A 13,830-nucleotide genomic window follows, 5' to 3' on the forward strand; every position below is an offset into this window, starting at 1 on the left:
TCAGGGGGATTTCGTCAGCGCCGCCTGGCGCTCGATGGTCTTTTGCAACACTTCGAACAAGACCGCGGTCGACCATCCGAACATGAGAATGCCGTTCATGGCCGCCATCGGTCCGATCAACAGCCACTGCTTGACCGGGATGACGTCGCCATAGCCGAGCGTGGTGTAGTTCACAAAGGCGAAATACAGCAGATTGCTGCCGGCAGGCGCGGCGCCGAGCACCCAATAGGCCAGGCTCCACACCACGATCTCAAGCGTGTGAGCCAGCATCAGCGCAAGCGCGGTTGCGACCATCACGCCGCTGAGCTGTAGCCCCGCCCGGCCGGCCGCGCTCAAGGCAACGTTGCGAAGCAACCCGATGGCCGCGACTGTCCACAGCGAATGAATCGCGATGTTGATCGCGCTCACCGCCGATCCCACGAGGAGCTGAAACAGCATTATCGCTCTCCCGCCAGCCGGGCGCGGTCGTCCCGGATCCATGCCGTGAGCAATTCCCAGGCGACCGCGAGAATGATTGGACCGATGAACAGGCCCACGATGCCGTGGGCAAGCGTGCCGCCGATCACGCCGACAAAGATGACGAGCGCCGGCGTGGTCAGGCCCCGCCCCATCACCAGCGGCTTCAGCACATTGTCGAGGACGCCGACGACCAGGAAGAAGAACGTGAGGGCGAGTGCGGTCGTGAAATCCTTGGCCGACCATAGCCAGATGATGACCGGAAACAGCACGATTGCCGCCCCGATCTGCACGATCGCGAGCAGCATCACGACAAACGCCAGCAGCCCCGCACTCGGGATCCCCGCCAGCTTGAAGCCAATGCCGGCCAGCAGCGATTGCAGGACGGCGACGCCAATGACGCCGCGGGAAACCGCCCGGATGGTCGCACCTGCAAGATCGAGGAAGTGCTCGCTCTGCTCCGGCACGATGCGGGACAGGAAGCTCCGGCACGCCGCCGCAAGCTGCAAGCCATAGGGAAACAGAAACCCTGCCACGACGACCGCCAGCAGAAACTTCAGCATCCCGATCCCGGCATCGCTGGCAAATGCAAACAGGGTCCCGGCCAACGGCTTCAGTTGCGGCACGACCTCGCGCAGCACGGCACGCAGATTGGTCGACGCCCGATCCCAGATCTCATGGAGTGGGCCGCCGATCAGCGGCCAATCCTTGATCTCGGGCGGCGGCGACGGCACGACAACGTGGCCGGCGCCGAGTTGTTCGGCGAGCTCCCTCACCCCCTCTACTGCTCCGATTCCGAGCCAGGTCGCCGGCCCGATGACGACTCCCAGAGAGATCAAGGTCAGCACGAGCGCCGCGATGCCGGTATGGCCGCCGAGCATTGCTGCGAGCCAGGTGAAGACGGGATAGAGCGCGACCGCGAGCACCACGCTCCAGGCCAGGATCGGCACGAACGGGCTGACCAGAACGAACGACCAGTAGATCAACAGCGCCAGCAATCCGAGGCGAATTGCGAGCTGGACGAACTCGTCTCCGGTCACGAGCTGGCGAAGGGTTTTCAAGAGCGTGCTTTCGATCGAGCATCAGCAGCTACCCGGGAAGCGATGCCATCGCCTTGCTGCGCACGGCTTGATTCAGATCAAGCGTGACGCGTCCGGACTTTCACCGAAGAAGCGGCCCGGTTCGGGGGCAGGAGATCACGAGCGCGATCGCGCCCCATCAGGCGGCGGCCTGCCTATCCGCGGCAATTGTCCCAGGTGCAGGATCAATCGTCCGCACCGCCCTCTTGCCACTTTGATTCAAATCAAGCTTCGGGCCGGCCGCGGCTGACAGGCTCGGCGTCCTCATGGATCGGACAGCCGCTCTCGATTTGGCTGCCTTTCGGTCGCGACTGCCTGTGTCACCCCGATGTGGAGGACGTCATGAAGAACACCAAGACCCTGCCGGCCTTGATCCTGCTTGCGAGCATGGTCGGCATTGGCGCGAGCCAGGCGGCCCCGTTGCCGACCAATGTCGCGGCCATGAAGGGCATGGTCGAGAGCAACACCGCCCTTCAGGTGCGCTGGGGCGGCTGGGGCGGCTGGCGCGGCGGCGGCTGGGGCTATCGCGGTTGGCGCGGCTACGGCGGCTGGGGAGGCTATCGTGGATGGGGCTATCGAGGCTGGGGCGCTGCGGCCGCCGGTGCGATCGTTGGCGGAGCCATCGCGAGCTCGGCCTACTATGGCGCGTATCCCTACTATGGCGGTGGATACGGCTATGGCGGCGGCTATGGCTACGACTATTGCCCGCCGGGCGGAGGCTACGGCTATTACGCTCGGCCACGCTACTATGACGGATGGTAGTGCCGGCTTTACGTGACAGGCCGGCCTTCGGTGATGTCACCGAAGGCCGAGCAGCGAACGCCGATAGCCGCTCTCGCGCGCTTCATTCCTGCACACGAAACCGCCATCGAAGCCCCTGGCATAGCGGCTTTGCCCTTTGAGGTAGTAGCGTCCGCGCCGAAAATCGAGCCAGACCACGCTATCGCCGGGGCAATGCCGCTGAGCCTGGGCTTCATAGCGGAATGGCGTCAGCGGCAGCGCGGCCGTCTGTTGCGCGCAGCAAAACAAGAAGGTCGCGGCGCAGGCCCCGACGCCCAACCTGGCCGCCAGACGGTCTCGACGTCCGCTCGATTTTTCAGCTAATTCGAAGTGCATTCATTGCCGCCGGGAATGATCCGTGTCGTGCCGAAGACGATAGCTCATATTGTCAGAGCTTCGCGGGCGGAGCACCTCAGAACGACGATTCCAGCATCACGCACGGCCAACAAGAGGCGCGCTCAGGACGATAGCAATCCAAAGGCGATCGCCGCGGTCGACAGCATCCCGGCCGTCACGACCACGACCTTGAAGGCAATATCGCCGTCGGCCGCTTCAAGCCAGCGACGCAGCCAATTGCGAGCGCCAGCCGGCTGGCTTGCGCCACGCACTCGCCGAAATCTGTCGCTGGTATACCCCATGGCTGCGATTGTAGATCGCGGTGGAATGGAGAGGCCAGTGCAGCTTGTGCCAAGCAGTCAGGGTCACGTGCGACGGCTTAACTGACCCAATTGGGCTATACGAGCCGGTTCGGCGCCAAGGCCCGCTCAACCAGCGCGCCCTAGCTGCCCTTCGAGCCGGCGGCGTTCCGCATCGGCCGCTCCTCCTCCGACGCGCTCTTCGAGGGCGCCGCGCCGCACATGGAGCTACTCCTTGATTCCACGGTCGTCGCGCGAGCGGTGCGATCAAATGGATTCCGCTCCATGACCTTCAGCGAAGCGAGCTCCTCCTTGTTCAAATAGGAGATCTTTCCCGGCGGAGTCATGACCATCCTGCCGATGGCCGACGGAGGAATACGGAGCTTGGCCGACAACCTCGCAAGCTTGATCGTGTCACGAATCGTTCGACTGTCCTCGTTGCCGTGTAAATTGGAAACCGAATGGACGCCGATCTTGGCATTTGGCGCCACATAACGCTTCCTGCTCGCCAGGAAAATAAAAGCGCATGCCGAGTCGCATTCTCCGGAAACGTAACTGGCGATTTGCCTCTGGTGCGCGAGCATGGCGATTCGGAAGCCTTCGTAGAGGGACCCACCTCGGGAATCGAGATCGAGGCCAACGACCCGGCGCTCAGTCGCCAGATATCCGCGAAAGCGGACAAAGTCCCCATCCCTGATATCTCCACTGAGCTTCAAGACATCTCCAAAGCACCCCTGGACACGGGAGAACTCCATCGCGAGACAGTTCGTCGAGGTCAGCACGACCGCGATGCTCAAAACGCATCCTGCAATCCGCATCGAGCGAATTGCAGGCGCTCGAGAATGAAGTTGACCCGCTGCGACATCGCTTCGGGGTGGCCGCAACCCATGCGTGGCGCACCGGCCGTTTGCGTCGCCGTCGATAAATGTCGCGCGGAGGACCCTCAAAGCGTGCTTCCAGGCTGCCACGGCGCTCCCCATTGGACCCGGGACCTCGCACGATAAACAGAGCATCGACGCGCATCGTGGGTTGATCTGAATCAAACCCAATTCGGCAAGCGCGCAGGCGGGAGCGCCATTTTGACGTCTAGAGAGCGACGCTGGCCCTCAAGCGCACGCCCCGTGCCGAGAGCGAACATCATCTACCGCGACCCTACGATCAGCCAGTCCAATCCAGCATCGGGGTCACCGACAATCTCCACCTTAAGTCATTCATTTCATTTATTTCTTTTTCCCCCGATCCTTGAGGGGACTGGACCGCTTGAGGAATCCCATCCGGCTCGACATGCGCGATCAATCCACGCTCCACGCGAACTGCTGGTCGCCAAGGCAACCTAACGCGGGATGCGGCGTCTCGATGGTGCAGCGTCCCGAAAGCCGCCGCTTGCGCCCCATGGCTTGAGCGATGGCCGCCCACACGCGCCGGACAACGCTGTCCGCGACGCGTCATCTTGTGTAAACTCCCACTGCATCCCGATCGATTTGGGAGAACGACAATGAAAGTCTTCTTGCTCGCCTGCGTGGCCGCCGTCGTCGTGTCGGCATTCGGGGCCCTGGCGCTAAACCGGGTGCAAGAACCGGTCGCACAGGCCTTTGCAACGACGGGCGTACGGCTGTAGCAAGTTCGCGTTCAACGGCTGCGCGCCCCCCTACTCCGCCGCGGTGACGGAGGGCTGGGGTCGAGCATCGCGCGCATTCTCCTCTTCCAGCCAGAGGCTGTGGTGCTCCCTGGCCCAATTGACATCGACGGTGCCGCTTCCCATCGCCTCGAACGCGCCTTCCATGCCGATCGTGCCGATATAGATGTGCGCCAGCATCACTGCCGTGAAAAGCATCGCGACGATGGAGTGGACGATCTGCGCAAGCTGCATCCCTTCGATGCCTGACAGGTAGAACGGGAACATCAGCACATATCCCGTCGCCGCCACCAGACCTCCGCCGATGACCACGATCCAGTAGATCGCCTTCTGGCCGGCGTTGAAACGATAGGCCGGCGGATGATCGTGCCCGACGATGCCGCCGCCGCGCTTGATCCAGTCGACATCCGCCTTGTTCGGGATATTGCCGGCGATCCACATCAGGAAGATCAGCACGACGCCGATGGTGAACGGGAAGCTGAGATAGTTGTGAACATATTTCGCCCATTGCGACCATTCGGAAAACGCTTCGTGGCCGATCAACGGCAGCAGCAATGGACGTCCAAAAGTGACGTTCAACCCCGAGATCGCCAGAATGATGAAGCAAGTCGCCGTCATCCAGTGCACGAAGCGCTCGAATGCGGAAAAGCGCACGATGGTCCGGCCGGAACGACCGCTCTGCAGCCGTACCATCCCGCGGCTGAGATAGAAGATGACCAGCGCCGCGAGCATGCCAAGAATGGCGATGCCGCCGATCCAGCGCAGCGTCACGTTCCGGAACTCGCGCCATTCACGGCCGGCCGGCTGTTCGAGAACGCCCGAGCGCTGGTCGGGTATGCTGACGCGTCCCTGCACCCGGTTCAGTTCCTGCAGGAGCTGTTGCTCCTTGACCGCGCTTGCGGTCGGGTTGACCTGCTGGGCTACGGACGGGGAAGCCGCGGAGACGAGCAGCAGGAGTCCAGCCACGCCAATGACGAGCCGAACACATCGTGCAAAACACGCCATAAGGTCCTCCCGATATCGACGCGACCCGCGCCAGGTCGTCGTCAGGACTCGATCGTCTCGCGATAGGCGGTCTTCCAGCCCCATGCGCCTGAGCCGTAGCCGCGCTTCAGCACGCGCTCTTTATAGATCTGGGCAATGATCTCGCCGTCGCCGGCGAGCAGCGACTTGGTCGAGCACATCTCCGCGCACAGCGGCAGCTTGCCTTCGGCAAGCCGGTTCGCGCCGTATTTCTCGTACTCTTCCTTGCTGCCATCGGCCTCGGGACCGCCGGCACAATAGGTGCATTTGTCCATTTTTCCGCGCGAGCCGAAATTGCCGACCTTCGGATATTGCGGCGCGCCGAACGGACAGGCGTAGAAGCAGTAGCCGCAGCCGATGCAGAGATCCTTGGAGTGCAGAACCACGCCGTCGGCGGTGGTATAGAAACAATTCACCGGGCACACCGCCGCACAGGGCGCGTCCGTACAGTGCATGCAGGCCATCGAGACCGAGCGTTCGCCCGGCTTGCCGTCGGCGATGGTGACGACCCGGCGGCGGTTGATGCCCCAAGGCACCTCGTGCTCGTTCTTGCAGGCCGTGACGCAGGCGTTGCACTCGATGCAACGGTCGGCGTCGCAGAGAAACTTCATACGTGCCATCGTCGTTGCTCCCTTATGCCGCCGCGATCTGGCAGAGAGTGACCTTGGGCTCCTGCATGCCCGTCGCGGGATCGTATCCGTAGGTGGTGATCGTGTTCGCGCTTTCGCCGAGCACGATCGGATCGGTGCCCTTCGGGTAGTTGCCGCGAAGATCCTTGCCCGCAAGCCAGCCGCCGAAATGGAAGGGCATCCATGCAACGCCCTTGCCGACCCGCTCGGTAACGAGCGCCTTCATCCTTGCCCTGGAATTGTTCTCGGCGCCGGTGACCCAGACCCAGCCACCGTCCTTGACACCGCGATCGGCGGCATCGGCGGGATTGATCTCGATGAACATGTCCTGCTGCAACTCGGCGAGCCACGGGTTTGTGCGCGTCTCCTCGCCGCCGCCCTCATATTCGACCAGACGGCCGGACGAGAGGATGAGCGGAAACTGCTTTGCAATGCCCTTCTCCACCGCGGCCTTCTGCACGGAGAATCCGATATTGGGCATCCGGAACTGCTTGGCGTCGGGCAGCGTCGGGTACTTGGCGACGAGATCGACACGTGGCGTATAGATCGGCTCGCGGTGAACCGGGATCGGATCGGGCAAGCCGAAGGCATTCATGCGTGCCTTGCCGTTGCCGTAGGGTACGCAGCCGTGCGCAAGCGCGACGCGCTGAATGCCGCCCGACAGATCGAGCGACCACGACACCGTGTCCGGATTGGCCGGATTGATCTTGTTGATCACGGCCATTTCCGCTTCGGTGAGCTCGGTGTCCCAGCCGAGCTTCTTCAGGCTCGCCAGCGTGAATTCCGGATAGCCATCCTGGATTCCCGACCCCAACGAATACGAGCCGTCCGCGAGCAGGCTTACCTTCCGCGTCGTGCCGTCCGGCAGCTTCTCCTCGCGCTCGACGCCGAACCGCGGCCGGAACGTGCCGCCGCCGTCCATCACGTGCAGATTGGTGTTGTAGAGCAGTGGCGTGCCGGGGTGCCTGACCTCGGGTGATCCCCAGCACGGCCAAGGCAGGCCGTAATAGTCGCCGCCAACCTCGGGATCGTCCTTCGGCGCCCGCATCGTCAGCATGTCGAACTTCGCCTGGTTCTTCATGTGCGCCTTGAGGCGCTCGGGCGATTGTCCGCAATAGCCGGTCGACCAGCTGCCGCGGTTCATCTCGCGCAGCACGTCCTCGGCCTCAGGCAGGTTGTTCTCGACCTTGATCTTCTTGAACATCTGATCGGCGAAGCCGAGCTTCTTCGCCATCAGATAGATGATTTCGAGATCGTCCTTCGACTCGAAGATCGGCTTCACAATCTGCTCGCCCCATTGCAGCGAGCGGTTGGAAGCGACGCGCGACCCCTTGCACTCGAACTGGGTGGCGACCGGGAGAATGTAGACGCCTTCGGTGCGTCCCGCCTCGACCGCGAGCGAGGCCCAGGTCGTCGGATGCGGATCGGCGATGACGAGCAGCTCGAGCGCCTTCAGGCCGTTGAGGGATTCAGGGATACGGGTGATGCTGTTGGAGGCGTGTCCCTGCACGAACACCGCCTTCACGTTGTCCTTCTGCGCAACCTGCTCCTTCGGCAACGTCACCGCCTCGAACCAGCGGGTCAGCGGAATGCCGGGGGTTTCCATGATCTGCTTGGAATCGAACCGCGCCTTCAGGAAGTCATAGTCGACCTCCCAGACCCGCGACCAGTGCTTCCAGGCGCCTTCGGCAAGGCCGTAGTAGAACGGCAGCGTGACGATATCGAGCCCGACATCGGTCGCGCCCTGCACGTTGTCGTGGCCTCGGAAGATGTTGGCGCCGGCGCCGGCCTTGCCGACATTGCCGGTCATCAGCAGCGCGATGCAGCTCGCCCGCACATTGGCGGTGCCGACGGTCTTCTGCGTCTGGCCCATGGCCCAGATCAACGTTGCCGGCTTCTCGGTGGCGAACATCTTGGCGACGCGCTTGAGCTGCTCGCCGGGAATGCCGGTGACGCGCTCGACTTCCTCAGGAGGCCATTTCTCGACCTCCTTCTTGAGGTCGTCGAAACCGTAGACGCGCTGCCGGATGAACTCCTTGTCCTCCCAGCCGTTCTGCAGGATGTGCCACATCATGCCGTAGAGCACCGGAATGTCGGTACCCGGCCGCATCCGCACATATTCGGTCGCGTGCGCGGCGGTGCGCGTCAGGCGCGGGTCGATGACGATGAAGTTGGCCCTTTGCAGCTCCTTGCCCTCGAGCAGATGCTGCAGCGAGACGGGATGCGCCTCGGCCGGATTGCCGCCCAGGATGACCTGCGTCTTCGCATTGCGGATGTCATTGTAGCTGTTGGTCATCGCGCCGTAGCCCCAGGTGTTGGCGACGCCGGTGACGGTGGTTGAATGGCAGATGCGGGCCTGGTGATCGGTATTGTTGGTGCCCCAGAACGCACCGAGCTTGCGGAACAGGTAGGCGCCTTCGTTGGTCATCTTGGCCGAGCCGAGCCAATAGACGGAATCGGGACCCGACTTCTCACGTACCGCCTGAATCTTGTCGCCGATCTCATTGATCGCGGTGTCCCAGGAGACGCGGGTCCACTGCCCGCCCACCAGCTTCATCGGATAGCGCAGCCGCCGCTCGCTGTGCACGAGCTCACGCACGGAAGCGCCCTTGGCGCAATGCGAGCCGCGATTGATCGGCGAATCCCAGCTCGGCTCCTGGCCGATCCATACCCCGTTCAAGACCTCGGCCGTCACCGTGCATCCAACCGAACAGTGCGTGCAGATGCTCTTGCGGACGGTCGCGCCCGCCGTGAGCGGACCGGCCGCCGCGGCTTCCGCCTTGCGCACGCTGCCGAGCGGCAAGGTGCCGAATGCGGCGAGCGCGCCGCCGGCAAGACCGGATTTGCGCAGGAAGCTGCGGCGGTCGAGGCCACCGGCCTGATCTGCAAGGGAGCTGGCGGCGGAGCCTTGGCGCAGGGAACGCTGGTTTGTTCGCTTGATCAGCACGGTCAACCTCCCTTGGCCGGATAACGATTGACGCGGTAGAACGCCTTGACGTGATCGGTTTCCTTGTAGCGCGCCTTGCGCTTCTCATCGTTGGTTTCGCTGTCGGCTTGCGCAGAGCCGACCAGAGGCGTTGCCAGTGTCGCGCCGGCGCCCACCGTGCCGACGCCGACCTTGCGCAGGAAATCGCGGCGCCCGACTGTGGTAGTCCTGTCTTCACTCATCGCATCTCTCCTGGACCCGCGGATGCAGGTCAGTTCGCGAACGTGAATGCTTCTGTCTCGATCTCGATAAAGGCGCGACCAAGCGCACCGACCGCACGATAGAAGACGGCGCTCTCCGCGCGCTCGATGTCGACGAACAGCCGCCCCATCCAGGGCGCGACGTGTTTGCCGAAGAAGGCACGCTGCGTGTCGAACGGCGCCGGGAAACGCCCTCCCGCGAAACCTGCCATGATCTCGCACAGGATAGCCGCGTGATCTTCCGGCTCGGAATTGTTCGCGATGCGCTCGATCCCGGACGCAGCGAGGTCGGCGCGCAGCCTCGACAGCGGCCGCTCGTTGAGAAAGCCGGTCAGATAGTAGGAGGCGTAGGGCAAGAGTTCGCCGCGGCCGAGACCTGTGAACAGATCGAAATATTCGCGTTCGACCTTCGCCGCGACCGCATTGGCGGCGGATTCGGCCAGCGCGGCATGCGCGCGCCCAAGCGGCGTGGCATCGGCGGTCAACGCAGCCAGTTGATCGAGCAGTTTCTTCGATGGTGCGGCGGACAACAGCGTCGCGAGCAGCAGATATTCCTGCGCACGCGCGACATCGACAAAATCGATCGGCGCTTCGGCACGAAGCGGCTCGCTGTACAGATCAGGCCGCAAATGATCGCGCGAGATGCCTGTGGCGGCTTCGACGGCGATCACCCGTTGCGCGGGCACCTTGTTCCAGTTCGAAACAGAGGGCTGGCTGATGCCGATTTTGCGCGCAAGCTCTGCAACGCCGCCGGCGGCGTCAATGGCTCGCTCAAGGCCAGCATCGCGCACGTGGACCTCCATCCAAGTCCCGGGTGCTGATTTTGCTTTTCTTACAAAGCGCTAGCGAAGCCTAGTCCCGGCCCAACGGAGGGTCAATCGGCTCGCTATAGTCTGAGGCTATGGCCTTTCGTCGCGGTCCCTAGCGGGGCAGCGCACTGCCGTGCGTGCGGCGCTCAACCGGCACCTGTTCGCCGTCGGAGCTTTCCGCGACCGTTCGTTGCGTTGCAGCAGGATCAGGCGCGGATCCCGTGGTCGCGGCTTCTTCGGCGGCGATGCCCGGCAACTCGACCTCGCGCAATTCCTGCGAAGAATCCGCGACTTCAACCGAACGCTCAGGCGGCGCCTCGGCCGGCTTGCCGAGGCCGCCGACGATCCTGTCGATGAGCGCGGTGAGCTCAGCCTCGGAGCAATCCAGCGGGCCAAAGCCCGGCATCGCGGTCGGGTCGTTGAAGTCCCAGGCGTTCTCGGCAAGCCCGACAAAGTCGCGGATGACGGGATCGGCGCTCCAGGCGCGACGAAGCGCCGCACGCGTCAGCTCCTGCGGGATTCCCTTGCGCAGGAACGCCGTGATGTCGGTCGCCGAGGTAATCGAGTCAATCGAAGGCAGGCTCGAAAGATCGAACTCCGCGTCGTCGTCTTTGACTGCTGGCGGCGGCGACTGCATGTCGTCGCGCATGGCCGGGTCCGGTGGCGTGGCGTTCGCCTTTGCCTCCTGCTTGCGGCGGGACCAGCGCGTCAGGAACTTGTCCTCACTCATTCGTGTCCGCCTTCATGCTGCCGGCGCGCGAGCGCCTCGGGATCGGCCTGCCGTCGCTTGCGCTTGAAGAACTCACGTTCGACGTGGTGCTCGGCCACGAAGCTTTCAATCTGCTCACGCAGCATCTCGGGCATGGGGACGGCCTCGACCAGATTCGCACCGGCCTCCGTGAACGCCTCGCCCTCCGAAGGATCGGCGGTCGCGGCAGCCACCGAGTAGGGCCAGGCGCCTTCGGCCGGCGACAAGACGGTCCAGATGGCCGGACTGCCCGAGACGAGATTGTCGCGATAGCGCGCCGTCTCGGAACCATAGAGATCGACCATGGCGCTGCCGGCATAGAACAGCGTCGTCCCGTTCTCTTCGCGAAGCACCGTCCAGGGTTTGGTGTCCGGCTCGTCAGGCAGCACGGCAACCGCGCGCCAGACGAAATCGGTCCACGGCGAGTCCGCCTGATGCCGCTCGACCACGACGCCGACGGGGACGCGCACAAGCGGCAGCGCGGCCGGACTCATGTCGCCATCTCCAGATGTTTGACCGGCAGCCCCGTCAGCAAATTCTGCGGCTTCATCCGCAGCTTCTGATCGGCGTTCATCGACAGAATGAGATAAACCGGCTCGCCCCGCATCTCGTCTGCGGCCGCGTTCGTGTCCGCAAACATCAGACGGAACAATGAAAGCACGCGTCCTGCGCTGCGGTCGTCGAGCTGCTCGCCATGCCAGAGACGGTCGCCGAGTCTGGTCGCGTCGGCGTCGAGCCCGACATACCAGGTGAGACGTGCATCACGCAGCTCGCGCAGCGGCTCAATGCTGACGTCGATCCCGAGCAGATGGGAGATCCAGCGCACCATCGCCTGCGCCAGCGCCGCCGGCCCGCGGCCGCCTGCGGTGAGGTCGAATGCCATGTCGAACTGGTCGCTCCGGCGCCAGTAATCGCCGGCATTGTCCTCGCGCAAGACGTCGAGCTCGGCATCGGTCACCGCCCCCAGCATCGACATCAGCGAGAGCACCGGGGTCGGAGTCTGTCCCCCGACGACCTCTTCATCGCCGAGCAGCAGGGCCTGCTCCTGCGGCAGGATGCGCTGCGGGCGGAAGAACAGCTCGGCTGCGCGCAGCACGAACGGATCATCGCAGCCGTCGAGCGCATTGCGCAGGATCACGTGGACGAGCTGATTGACGAACAGCGGCGGCAAGTCGTTCGTCCCGGACCGGACGGTTGCAAGATAGGCCTGCTCCAGCGTCGGATGCCGCAGGAGGAGATCGCGGAAGGCAAGCACGAGCCGCCAGTTCTCCCGAGCATCCGCATCGACGATCGCGTCAATCTCTTCCGCGCCGACCGGCCTGCGGGGAGCCGCGAGCAGCGCGCGGTGCAGCCGCCGCTCGACCGGGCATGCTTCGTCCGGCGGAACCAGCTCCGGACGAGCAAAATAGGCCTTCAGGAACTCGTCGGTGACGCAAAGCCCCCCGCTCTCGTCGCGATCGAGCAGATGGTGGCCGCACGCGATCCAGAAATCATTCATCGGTGCCGCGACTCCCCACTCATATCGGCAAGCTTGAGATCACCGTCAGGCTCGACATCGTCTTCGACTTCCATGAACGAGAACGCCTTGCCGTGTCCCTGACCCTGACGCAGCTGCAGCCTGCGGAACGACTCCCGGACTTCGCCGTCGCTCACCGAACGGTGAACGGCAATGAGCGAGCTGACCGGATGGTTGCAGAGCGACTGCGCGAAGGCGACCTCCTCTTCCGCCGCCGTCCGCGCGGTCGCCAGATTCGGCGCTCCGAAACGATCGATCAATTGCCTGGCGAGGCGGTCGATCAGCGCGCTGCAATCGTTCTCGGTCGCAGGCACAATCTGCACCAGCGTCGACCAGCCCCAGGACTGCACGCCGAGGAAGCCACTGCGGAACGCGACGCGGGCCTTGCCGGTCAGCTTCGTCGGATCCTGATCGCAGAAGCGGAAGGCACCGGAGACGGCCCATTCGCCCGGCTCGGCCGCCACATCGAATACGAAGGTGTCGGAGGGATCGAGCGCGATGCTGCGGAGCAGTTTCACAGCCGCGGCCCTCCGAGCTTCGGATCGAACCAGGACGGCGTTCCGAGCGCCTTGACGAGTACGCTGCGTTCGATCCTGTCGGCGCCGACGCGGCGCGTGAGGAGATCGCCGCCGTCATCGATCCGCAGCACGGTTCGCCGCTCGCGGGGGATCCGGCTGAGATAGTCGCGCGCGAGGCTGCCAAAGCCATCGGTCTGCCAGCTATCGATCGCCCGCATCAGGTGCCGCGCAAAGCTCTCGGTCACCTGCACGGCTCCTGCTTCGCCAAACCCCTCCTCATCCAGCGCGGACGCGAGCGGATGGACGCCTGGTCCCTGATCGGCCATTGCAACCGTCCGGATCATGGCGCCGAACACCAGCCAGGCAGGCGGCTCGTCCTCGCGCGCGGACGTCGGCCATCCCAGCCGTCCGCCGCCCACCAGCCCACCGTCAATCGCGACGGTGTCGGGCCAGCCGATCGCGACCGTCTTGTGCGGCGGCGCATAGGCGCGCAGGGCGTCGGTGAGCGCGACCATGCCGGCATAGAAGGCGCGCCGTGCGGTGGCCAAGGGCTCGCCCGGCTCGAGCACCACGGCGAATTCGGCAAGATCGAACCGCCCGACATACACCAGCGTGCCGGCACCGCTTTTGGGTGCAATGCGGCAAGCGTGAGCAAAGGCGTCTCCGCTCTCACGCAACCGGACGAGCGTGAATGGCGGCGGCAGATGGATCGCTTCCGTCACGGAGACGCGGCTGGTCGGGGTCGACCGCAAGGGCCGTCCTCCACTTTCCTTTTCCTTCCGATAGTGAATATCTATACGAGGTGAAGGAATGGC

Annotated in this window: 16 protein-coding genes; 2 read left to right on the plus strand and 14 right to left on the minus strand. The window is 64.1% G+C overall.

Annotated features, from left to right (window positions below):
• Entirely contained in the window at positions 1–438 is a 438-nt protein-coding gene (locus J2R78_RS00070) for a potassium channel family protein (protein ID WP_038374727.1), read from the minus strand.
• Positions 438–1,517, minus strand: coding sequence for an AI-2E family transporter (locus J2R78_RS00075; RefSeq protein WP_253609263.1), 1,080 nt, complete (start codon positions 1,515–1,517; stop codon positions 438–440). Before J2R78_RS00075 ends, J2R78_RS00070 begins: the two co-directional genes overlap by 1 nt.
• A 360-nt stretch (positions 1,518–1,877) precedes the next feature.
• Between J2R78_RS00075 and J2R78_RS00080 the strand changes: the two genes are divergently transcribed.
• The gene (locus J2R78_RS00080) at positions 1,878–2,297 is read left to right on the plus strand and encodes a hypothetical protein (RefSeq protein ID WP_253609264.1); all 420 of its coding nucleotides are present in this window, start codon (positions 1,878–1,880) and stop codon (positions 2,295–2,297) included.
• Between the two features lie 36 nt (positions 2,298–2,333).
• Here the strand turns inward: J2R78_RS00080 and J2R78_RS00085 are convergent, their stop codons facing one another.
• Positions 2,334–2,651, minus strand: coding sequence for a hypothetical protein (locus tag J2R78_RS00085; protein ID WP_028334134.1), 318 nt, complete (start codon positions 2,649–2,651; stop codon positions 2,334–2,336).
• Between the two features lie 442 nt (positions 2,652–3,093).
• On the minus strand, positions 3,094–3,747 hold the full coding sequence (locus J2R78_RS00090) for an ATP-dependent Clp protease proteolytic subunit (protein WP_253609265.1): 654 nt from the start codon (positions 3,745–3,747) through the stop codon (positions 3,094–3,096).
• Between the two features lie 698 nt (positions 3,748–4,445).
• Here J2R78_RS00090 and J2R78_RS44635 point away from each other — a divergent pair.
• Positions 4,446–4,568 (plus strand): hypothetical protein, encoded by a 123-nt coding sequence (locus J2R78_RS44635; RefSeq protein WP_256520575.1) that lies wholly within the window; start codon positions 4,446–4,448, stop codon positions 4,566–4,568.
• Between the two features lie 30 nt (positions 4,569–4,598).
• On the opposite strand, the gene J2R78_RS00095 is transcribed toward J2R78_RS44635, so the two are convergent.
• From J2R78_RS00095 to J2R78_RS00140, 10 genes are all read right to left on the minus strand, one after another.
• Entirely contained in the window at positions 4,599–5,591 is a 993-nt protein-coding gene (locus J2R78_RS00095; RefSeq protein ID WP_253609266.1) for a formate dehydrogenase subunit gamma, read from the minus strand.
• A gap of 41 nt (positions 5,592–5,632) precedes the next feature.
• Positions 5,633–6,229 carry a formate dehydrogenase FDH3 subunit beta gene (gene fdh3B, locus J2R78_RS00100; protein ID WP_011088224.1) on the minus strand — a complete coding sequence of 199 codons (597 nt, stop codon included), beginning with the start codon at positions 6,227–6,229 and terminating at the stop codon, positions 5,633–5,635.
• 13 nt (positions 6,230–6,242) lie between these two features.
• The gene (locus tag J2R78_RS00105; RefSeq protein WP_253609267.1) at positions 6,243–9,185 is read right to left on the minus strand and encodes a formate dehydrogenase subunit alpha; all 2,943 of its coding nucleotides are present in this window, start codon (positions 9,183–9,185) and stop codon (positions 6,243–6,245) included.
• A 2-nt stretch (positions 9,186–9,187) separates the two neighbouring features.
• Positions 9,188–9,406, minus strand: a complete 219-nt coding sequence (locus J2R78_RS00110) for a twin-arginine translocation signal domain-containing protein (RefSeq protein WP_028334130.1) — start codon at positions 9,404–9,406, stop codon at positions 9,188–9,190.
• Positions 9,407–9,435: 29 nt separating this feature from the next.
• The gene (locus tag J2R78_RS00115) at positions 9,436–10,215 is read right to left on the minus strand and encodes a Cro/CI family transcriptional regulator (protein ID WP_253609268.1); all 780 of its coding nucleotides are present in this window, start codon (positions 10,213–10,215) and stop codon (positions 9,436–9,438) included.
• Positions 10,216–10,345: 130 nt separating this feature from the next.
• Positions 10,346–10,963, minus strand: coding sequence for a DUF3306 domain-containing protein (locus J2R78_RS00120; protein ID WP_253609269.1), 618 nt, complete (start codon positions 10,961–10,963; stop codon positions 10,346–10,348).
• On the minus strand, positions 10,960–11,475 hold the full coding sequence (locus tag J2R78_RS00125; RefSeq protein ID WP_253609270.1) for a DUF3305 domain-containing protein: 516 nt from the start codon (positions 11,473–11,475) through the stop codon (positions 10,960–10,962). The genes J2R78_RS00120 and J2R78_RS00125 overlap by 4 nt, the downstream gene beginning before the upstream one ends.
• A complete protein-coding gene (locus J2R78_RS00130) occupies positions 11,472–12,479 on the minus strand; it encodes a DUF6352 family protein (RefSeq protein ID WP_253609271.1) in 1,008 nt (335 codons plus the stop codon). Before J2R78_RS00130 ends, J2R78_RS00125 begins: the two co-directional genes overlap by 4 nt.
• A complete protein-coding gene (locus tag J2R78_RS00135) occupies positions 12,476–13,015 on the minus strand; it encodes a DUF6505 family protein (protein ID WP_253609272.1) in 540 nt (179 codons plus the stop codon). Before J2R78_RS00135 ends, J2R78_RS00130 begins: the two co-directional genes overlap by 4 nt.
• Complete coding sequence (locus J2R78_RS00140) at positions 13,012–13,767, minus strand: biotin/lipoate--protein ligase family protein (RefSeq protein WP_253609273.1); 756 nt, start codon at positions 13,765–13,767, stop codon at positions 13,012–13,014. Before J2R78_RS00140 ends, J2R78_RS00135 begins: the two co-directional genes overlap by 4 nt.
• Positions 13,768–13,830 lie beyond the last annotated feature (63 nt).

The organism is Bradyrhizobium sp. USDA 4538, from assembly GCF_024171045.1.
Lineage (GTDB): Bacteria > Pseudomonadota > Alphaproteobacteria > Rhizobiales > Xanthobacteraceae > Bradyrhizobium > Bradyrhizobium australafricanum.

Bases quoted from the DNA above. Each gene is read 5' to 3' on its own strand.
- J2R78_RS00070 (WP_038374727.1), bottom strand. From the start codon at position 438: ATGCTGTTTCAGCTCCTCGTGGGATCGGCGGTGAGCGCGATCAACATC.
- J2R78_RS00080 (WP_253609264.1), top strand. From the start codon at position 1,878: ATGAAGAACACCAAGACCCTGCCGGCCTTGATCCTGCTTGCGAGCATG.
- J2R78_RS00085 (WP_028334134.1), bottom strand. From the start codon at position 2,651: ATGCACTTCGAATTAGCTGAAAAATCGAGCGGACGTCGAGACCGTCTG.
- J2R78_RS44635 (WP_256520575.1), top strand. From the start codon at position 4,446: ATGAAAGTCTTCTTGCTCGCCTGCGTGGCCGCCGTCGTCGTGTCGGCA.
- J2R78_RS00095 (WP_253609266.1), bottom strand. From the start codon at position 5,591: ATGGCGTGTTTTGCACGATGTGTTCGGCTCGTCATTGGCGTGGCTGGA.
- fdh3B (WP_011088224.1), bottom strand. From the start codon at position 6,229: ATGGCACGTATGAAGTTTCTCTGCGACGCCGACCGTTGCATCGAGTGC.
- J2R78_RS00110 (WP_028334130.1), bottom strand. From the start codon at position 9,406: ATGAGTGAAGACAGGACTACCACAGTCGGGCGCCGCGATTTCCTGCGC.
- J2R78_RS00120 (WP_253609269.1), bottom strand. From the start codon at position 10,963: ATGAGTGAGGACAAGTTCCTGACGCGCTGGTCCCGCCGCAAGCAGGAG.
- J2R78_RS00125 (WP_253609270.1), bottom strand. From the start codon at position 11,475: ATGAGTCCGGCCGCGCTGCCGCTTGTGCGCGTCCCCGTCGGCGTCGTG.
- J2R78_RS00130 (WP_253609271.1), bottom strand. From the start codon at position 12,479: ATGAATGATTTCTGGATCGCGTGCGGCCACCATCTGCTCGATCGCGAC.